General features: G+C 60.5%; 5 protein-coding genes. 2 read left to right on the top strand and 3 right to left on the bottom strand.

The genetic code is table 11. The features are described from left to right. The first annotated feature begins 237 nt into the window (after positions 1-237). Positions 238-696, top strand: a complete 459-nt coding sequence (locus tag ABG80_RS24050) for a MerR family transcriptional regulator (RefSeq protein WP_083505949.1) — start codon at positions 238-240, stop codon at positions 694-696. Between the two features lie 25 nt (positions 697-721). Here ABG80_RS24050 and ABG80_RS08865 read toward each other — a convergent pair whose 3' ends face one another. The 3 genes from ABG80_RS08865 to mobH are packed head-to-tail and all read right to left on the bottom strand — an operon-like array spanning position 722 to position 4,957. After that, positions 722-1,345 (bottom strand): DUF4400 domain-containing protein, encoded by a 624-nt coding sequence (locus ABG80_RS08865; protein ID WP_058087365.1) that lies wholly within the window; start codon positions 1,343-1,345, stop codon positions 722-724. After that, positions 1,342-3,249 (bottom strand): conjugative transfer system coupling protein TraD, encoded by a 1,908-nt coding sequence (gene traD, locus ABG80_RS08860; protein WP_058087364.1) that lies wholly within the window; start codon positions 3,247-3,249, stop codon positions 1,342-1,344. The genes ABG80_RS08865 and traD overlap by 4 nt, the downstream gene beginning before the upstream one ends. 1 nt (position 3,250) lies before the next feature. After that, positions 3,251-4,957 carry a MobH family relaxase gene (gene mobH / locus ABG80_RS08855; RefSeq protein WP_058087366.1) on the bottom strand — a complete coding sequence of 569 codons (1,707 nt, stop codon included), beginning with the start codon at positions 4,955-4,957 and terminating at the stop codon, positions 3,251-3,253. A gap of 269 nt (positions 4,958-5,226) precedes the next feature. Between mobH and ABG80_RS08850 the strand changes: the two genes are divergently transcribed. After that, a complete protein-coding gene (locus tag ABG80_RS08850; protein WP_058087363.1) occupies positions 5,227-5,562 on the top strand; it encodes an H-NS histone family protein in 336 nt (111 codons plus the stop codon). The last annotated feature ends 387 nt before the right edge of the window (positions 5,563-5,949 follow it).

Below are 5,949 nucleotides of genomic sequence, written 5' to 3'. Positions count from 1 at the left end.
CATCGGCTGATGGCACCCCTGGGCTACAGGCCACCTGCCGAGTTCGAAGACCGATACCATTCCCAACGCGCTAGTCAGGCCGCGATCAACGTCTGACTCAAAGCAACTGGCCTCCGCAGAAGCCGGGGCGGTTCAGGTGATTCGAGCCGCTTGGGCTTGTGGCTCGCAGGTGCCGCCGCGTCCACTCAAACCCTGTGGGTGTGCAGCAGGAGTCTGCGCGTGATCTAAGATAGAAAGATGGCTGCACCAAATTTATCAATCTGCGTTGTTGCCAAACGGACGGGTTGCTCTGTCCCGACCATCCGCTACTACGAGGATATTGGCCTCTTGCCAAACGCAGATCGGACGGATGGATTTCGACGAAATTTCTCGGAGGCGACCATCGCACGTCTGACTTTCATCCGTCGATGTCGAGACTTCGGCTTCTCCATTGATCAGGTGCGAGAACTTGTCTGTCTTGTCGATGAGCCAACTCGACCTTGCGTTGAAGTCCGAGACCTCGCTGCCAAGCATTTGGCTGAGGTGCAGCGTAGGCTGTTGGAACTCCAGGCACTAGAGAGCAGCCTGGGAGCCTTTGTGCGCGCATGCGACAGGGATTGCGCGGGGGGCCCTACGCTCGATTGTTCCATTCTGGAGGATCTGTCTCGTCCGGCCGCGGCCGCGCCGAGCCGAAGCTCAGGCTGCTGTGGTACTTGAAGCAAGGTTCTTGCAGGCCTGATGTTCAGATTCTTGCGTGAAAGTCCCTGATCGCCGTCCCCATCAACGTGCCGATGACCACAGGCACGCATGGCACGGCCAGGGGATGCAAGGTGAAGGGCAGCACAAACGCCAGGACGGTTGCGCAACTGGTGAGGATGGCCAAGCAGGCATACAAGGCGAACATCTCCGGGCTGTGGTGCAGGAACTCTTTGGCTTTGACCACTCGTACAAGGCAGCCATCCACCAAGGCAGCAACCGGGAAGGCCAACAGCCAGGGGAGCCACTCCAGCAGCATGGCCAGGCGGAAGCTGGCGAGCAGCAGCAGTGCGTCAATCGAGCGGAAGTAGGGGTTGTTGAACAGCCGTTGGTTGACCGAAGCCATTTCTTGCCCGACAGCCGCGTTGACGCCACCCACGGGGGCCGCGTCTTTGGATGAGGGGACAGGTGATGCCTGACGTGCAGACTGCTGCATGCTCATCGCACGCGACAGCATGCGGGTGCCCGCGTCTTTGCCCCAGAACACCGCCGCATTGGTGTATTCCGTTCGCAGTTGCTCTATGAACCGTTCTGGCGGATGGGCGGACGGCACATAGAGCACCAGAACCAGCAACACCAGCAGTGACACCACGGCCATCGCCCTGATCATGCCGCCCTCCTGATGGGTTGATCGTCCCCATGCGCATCCGGATCCAGGATGGGGAAGCGACCTTTGATGATGCGCCCGCCAGACACCGAGGCAAAGTACTGAAGGTTGGGCAGTTTGCCCAGGACATCGGCGGGCACCATCTCCTCGAAGCTCTCGGAGAGCTGGCTTGAATAGCTGGTCGAGAAGTCACCCAGATGGGTGTCTGCACCATGCCCGAGCCCAACTCTCATCGAATGAATGGCGGTCTTGCCAAAGGTCTCCACGATGAAATCCTGCGTGGGGCGGTCTTTTGAGCGCAGCGCAATCAGGTTGTTCAGGTTGCCCAGTGCCATGCGCGCAGCCGCTTCGCTGCCCAGGCGTTTGGCCAGGTCCGCCAGTGTTTGCATCGCGCAGGTGGTGTAGATGCCGCCCTCGGCACCTTTGTTGAGGATCTCGATCAAGGGCTGGTTGATGACGTTGGCCACCTCATCTACAAACAGCGCAATGCGCCGATAGCCGCCGAGGTTGTAGCGCATGCCCGCCCGTGCGGCCAGGTCGGCCAATGCCAGCGCACCGATGGCCGAAGCCACCGAAGGGTCGGGCAGCGAATCCAGACACATGTACAGCACATGCCCGCCGCGCTCGATTTTCTCGAAGTTCATGATCGGGCGCGTGTCGTCGGCGTCGAACGGATCAGGCGACAGCGTACGACCCAGGTCACCCGAGGTCAGCATCGACAGCACGGGCAACAGGTTGGCGGTGATTTTTTGATAGTGCTCGCGGTTGTGCCTGAAGGTTCGCACCTGGGCATCGATCACCTTGCTGCGTTGTGACTGGGCAATGTGGTGTTCGTAGTACGCGACAAAGGCCATCAACTCGGCGCTGGCCGCTTCTGATGGGCGCTTCATGTGGCCTCGATGAGCCTCCTGCATCAGCTTCTTCATCTCGGGCAACTCGCGCCAGGCGGGCCCCAAAGTTTCTTCATAGAAGCGGCGCAGAGAGCCTTCTAGCACGGGTTCGATGCCACCTTCGATGTAGCGGGTCAGCTTGGCCAGGTTAGGTCGTTCTTCCAGTTCGACCAGGCCTTGCACGACCACGTTGACCGCATCCCAGCCGAAGGCGGAGAACGCGCCAGCCGTGTCCGGCGGCATGATCGATTGGATGCGGGATGCAATCTCGGTGGGCTTTTGCCAGTTGAAGGTGAAGTCCAGCCGCACACCGGCTTCCGGGAAGGCCGGATGGAACTCCATGAAGGTATCGGGCTCGCGCCAATCCTGGCAGGCTCGCTCAACCACTCGCTTGAGGCGACGGCTGTTCTTGGGGTCGATGACGATCACCACGTCGCCGCGCCTGACGGCTTGGGTGATCAGGTTGGCCAGGGCCACACCTTTGCCGGATTGGGTGGTGCCGACCAGCAGCGTGCCGCCTTCGAAGTTCTGCAAGGGGCGATGCAGCGGCACCTCATGGGGCTCGACGCCGTGTATGTAAGGCAAGCCAATCTCGGCATCGGGTTGGGGTGCGCTGTCATAGCCCAGCAGACTCAGGAGGCGCGGAGATACCGTGAAGTCGCGGTAGTCGATCTTGGCCAGTTCATACAGACGCTGAGAGTGCACGGGCCGCCACTCGAAGCCGAACCCAAGGAACACGGCCGTTGGATCCTGACACCACCGCGCCTGGGTTTGCGTGCTGATCACCTGGATGGCGTGACCAGCCAGCGACGCCCTCAGCACGAGAATGCGCAGCGCCTGCGAGAACCTGAGGGCACTCATGCCGAGGCAAGTGATGGACAGGGGGAAAGCGAGAATGCGGGGCAGTTGTCCGATGGCGCCGACCGCCGTGAAGAACATCAACGCGATGCCCCAGGCAAGGCCTGCATAGGCCTCGTAGGCGTGGCGCCATGGCATCTCGTAGCGGCGGATGGGCATGTCACCCTCCCTGAGCCTCGGGCGAGGCAAAGGCTTCCATGTCCACGCCGCTGATGAAGTGCGGGGCTATGGTTAAACCCACGGTCGATGTGCCGTTGAAATCCCTTGAGGTTGTTGGTGGACCTTTGCCCGCGGCGCGAACTAGCATGTGCACGTCAGACAGGGCGCGCAGAGCCATCGAGGGTTGAATGCCGCGCCGCTCGAATTCCTGCAGAGGCACAAACACCCCCGACGCGACAGTGCAACCCTGGGCGGGACCAGTACCTGTGTTCAAGGTGTTGATCACCTCGGTCAACGCGTCGCGCACCACGGGGTTGAGGCGCAGCGGCGCTTGAAGACCTATCGTCGCTTGCTGAGTTGGGTGGGCATCGCTTGTCGATACCAAGGCAGTCGGCGGGGCGGTCGACAAAAGTGCCGCTTCGGCTTGAGCCTCTCGGACATTCGAAGCTGCTTGTGGAGTTTGCTCGGCGTTACCAGGGATGAGCGAGAGTTGTGTGCCTGGCGGGCCATCAGGGCGAGATCTTGGTGCAACCGGTTCGCCCGCTTGGGCCGACGGACTGTTGTTGCTTGGCGCACTCGTGAGGTTTTCCGCCAGAGGCGGCGGCAACGGGTCATGTCCTGCAAACAGGATCGCCTGCGACGACAGCTTGACTGCGTCGATTTTGGCCTTGCCGCCTGGTGGTTGGATGAGCCAGATTGGGGCTCCTGTGGGCGTGGGTTCGAAGACGCCGGCTAGCAGGAGCACTTCCATGATGGTCTCCGGCGCTTTGGGAATGCCTGGCAACTGGGCGGCGTCCAGTTGCTTTTGGAGGTCTTCGGCAGCGCTAGGCCAGGCCAGGAACAGGCCATCGGGGCCGAGCCAGACGCGAGACTTCTCGCGATTGGCTTGCCACCCCGAGTTGGAGACCGCGAGATGCCTTAGCGCGTCAACCAGGTAGCGTTCCAGGTGCGAACCGTATTGAGGCGTACCGTAGCGGTCGGCATTGGCCAGCAGGTTGCGGTCAATCACCAGCGCCAAGGAGCGCCGGACCAACTCGTCCAGCAAGTTGTGATCGCGATGCTGCGAGATGCCGCTGACGCTGCCCATGAGGTGAGGCACGATGACTGTGTTGTCTTCAGCCAGGTAATGCATGACCGTTGGGGGTACGACATGGGCCAGCGTGAACACGCCAAGGCTGCGTGTCTCGATGGCGTGTGGGCGCCAGCGCAAGAAGTAGCGGTCCGCTTGTCGCTCCATCAGCCAATCACTCAGGGACAGAAGGTAGGCTGGCCACACATCGCCTGGGGCGTTGGTCACGATGATGTGACTGAGCACCCGGTGGGCCTCGCAGCAAAGCCCCGCGACGAAGGTTGCCAGGCGCCAGCGCGGCTCCAAGTGGCGGCGTGCCGATATGGTGGAGCGACCGGAGAATATGTGCGCGTCTGTGCCCTGCAGGCTGAAGAAGCTGACTTCCATGCCCAGGCGCAACAGGCCGCCAGGGGTGCAGAAGTAGTTGTCTGATGTGGCTGGCAGCAGGTGTACTAGGTTGGCGTATCGTCTGATAAGTGACAGGATGGTTTGTTCGAACTCGGTACGGTCAGACCCATGGCAGAGCTTGATGCGGGCGATCAGGTCATCGTTTTGCGACAGCAGAGCATCAATGGGCAGGGCCTCGAAGCCGGGATCTGACGATGCAAAAGTGCTGTGTGGCAGAGACGGGGCAAGCATGGTGGTCCATTGCAGATGACCCATTCATTTGGTCACCATGCGTTTCCGTGCGCACCTCAAAATGTCATCTGTTCATCTGGGCTTTCGCCATCGAGACTTGACTAAAGAGGAGCTGTTTCGGATCAGTGCGATGGGCGTCGATCCGTCTGATGCCTTGGCCTTGACTCTGAATGCAACGACGGAGATCCAGGCACTTTGGTCAGGTAGCCAAGGAGCTTGCAATGTAGGATGTTGGCATCCAAACTCGGCGATCGCCAAACACTGCAATCATGACTACGTATCAAGAACTACTGGCCCAGAAAGCCGCCCTGGACAAGCAGGCTTCGGAGCTGGACAGGCAATTGCAGGATGCCCGCAAAGCTGAGCGAGCTGGTGTGATTGACCATATCAAGCAACTGTTGGCTGCCAATGGTTTGACTGTCGCCGATCTGGGTTTGAAGGTCGGTGTGGCGAACCGCTCCAGTGCTGCAGCAGGAAGCAAGGTCGCCCCAAAATATCGCAACGTTGACACGGGCGAGACCTGGAGCGGACGGGGACTTCAGCCTAAGTGGATCAAGGCCGCGTTGGCCGCTGGCAAGACGCTGGATCAACTGAAAGTAGGTTGATTACAAGGCCATCGGTTCAGGGGGTAGTCGCAGGTGCGGTCGCCATCCCGTTCTTGGGAAACGAGGCCTGGAGCCGAGGGTCGCAACTGTAGCGCTGTACCAGTTTGCAGAACGGACAGTTGTCGCCCAAGTGGACCACGGTGCCGATGGCCATCAGCACATCGCTGCCGCAGGTCGGGCAAGCGAGGACCTCGAACACCGGGGTGCAGGCCAGCCAGATGCCATCGGTGTGCGATGCCAGATCAAACGCCGGGGGTGCGGACGATTTCTTGGACTACCTGGAGGTAGTTCATGTTTTCATACGAGGATCGGCTGCGAGCCGTACAGCTCTACATCAAGTTGGGCAAGCGCGTTGGGTTGACCATTCGCCAGCTTGGCTATCCAACG

The organism is Aquabacterium parvum, from assembly GCF_001447195.1.
Taxonomy (GTDB): Bacteria; Pseudomonadota; Gammaproteobacteria; order Burkholderiales; family Burkholderiaceae_C; genus Aquabacterium; species Aquabacterium parvum.
This window is presented reverse-complemented; position numbering and strand designations above follow the sequence as displayed.

What these genes read in the sequence shown, in the direction of transcription:
- ABG80_RS24050 (WP_083505949.1), top strand. Translation starts at nt 238, where the DNA reads ATGGCTGCACCAAATTTATCAATCTGCGTTGTTGCCAAACGGACGGGT.
- ABG80_RS08865 (WP_058087365.1), bottom strand. Translation starts at nt 1,345, where the DNA reads ATGATCAGGGCGATGGCCGTGGTGTCACTGCTGGTGTTGCTGGTTCTG.
- traD (WP_058087364.1), bottom strand. Translation starts at nt 3,249, where the DNA reads ATGCCCATCCGCCGCTACGAGATGCCATGGCGCCACGCCTACGAGGCC.
- mobH (WP_058087366.1), bottom strand. Translation starts at nt 4,957, where the DNA reads ATGCTTGCCCCGTCTCTGCCACACAGCACTTTTGCATCGTCAGATCCC.
- ABG80_RS08850 (WP_058087363.1), top strand. Translation starts at nt 5,227, where the DNA reads ATGACTACGTATCAAGAACTACTGGCCCAGAAAGCCGCCCTGGACAAG.